This window comes from Noviherbaspirillum sp. ST9 (assembly GCF_048799745.1).
Taxonomy (GTDB): domain Bacteria; phylum Pseudomonadota; class Gammaproteobacteria; order Burkholderiales; family Burkholderiaceae_D; genus Noviherbaspirillum.
The window spans coordinates 1-826 of sequence record NZ_JBLWFR010000055.1 but is presented as its reverse complement, the minus strand read 5'-3'; the positions used below and the strand labels follow the sequence as shown (position 1 = coordinate 826).

The following is an 826-nucleotide window of genomic DNA, read 5'->3' as shown; positions in this document are numbered from 1 at the left end:
TCAAGATAACTTGTAAAAATGAGCACTTTTTCGTTAAGAGCAAATATTTCATCGAGAATTTCGAGTAACCGCATGTATTTCGGATTGCTTTCCAGAGGCATATTACCCATCAATCCAAGTACACGGGGATGAGCACAGAACTGTCTCAGTTTTCCAATGGCAACCAGTGAACCATGTCTGCCGTATTCCGCTATGACCTCGTTTCGGATACGCTCATATTCCTCCGCCATTTCAGGTGATACTTCCAGTGCCTGATCTATATCGAGCCGCGGCGGCAGGTCTTTAGCAACATCTAATACTCTGCGTCGCAATAGTATGGGCGCAACAACTGGTGCAAGAATAGATGCATCAGCTTCATTGTTGTCAAAACTCGATTCAAAAGTCTGACGGTCACCAAGAAGCCCTGGTAGCACAAAATCAGCAATCGACCATAGATCGGTAAGACGGTTTTCGACAGGTGTCCCCGTTACTGCTATTGAGATTGAACGGTCAAGGGATTTTGCAGTCAGCGTCCGCTGCGCTTCAGGGTTTTTGATATTCTGTGCTTCATCCAGAATGACAGCGTTCCATTTCATTGATGAAAGAAGAACGATGTCTCTTACAGCGGTCTCGTAAGATGCAATGACTGTATCATACTCTGCAAAAGCAGAGGCACGTCCTGTACGTTGGTTCCCTGCATGAATGTTAACTCTGATGAATTCTGCAAATCTTTGTATTTCACGTCGCCAGTTTTCCAGTAATGTTGCTGGACATACAACCAGGTTTGGACCACGGTTGGCATGCTTTTCGAGAGCAAGCAGACCAATTACCTGAAGCGTTTTGCCAA

1 protein-coding gene is annotated in these 826 nt (G+C 45.3%); it reads right to left on the bottom strand.

What is annotated here, in order from left to right:
- A partial coding sequence (locus ACNOHI_RS24695) for a DEAD/DEAH box helicase (protein ID WP_420477378.1) occupies positions 1 to 826 on the bottom strand: 826 nt, incomplete at both ends.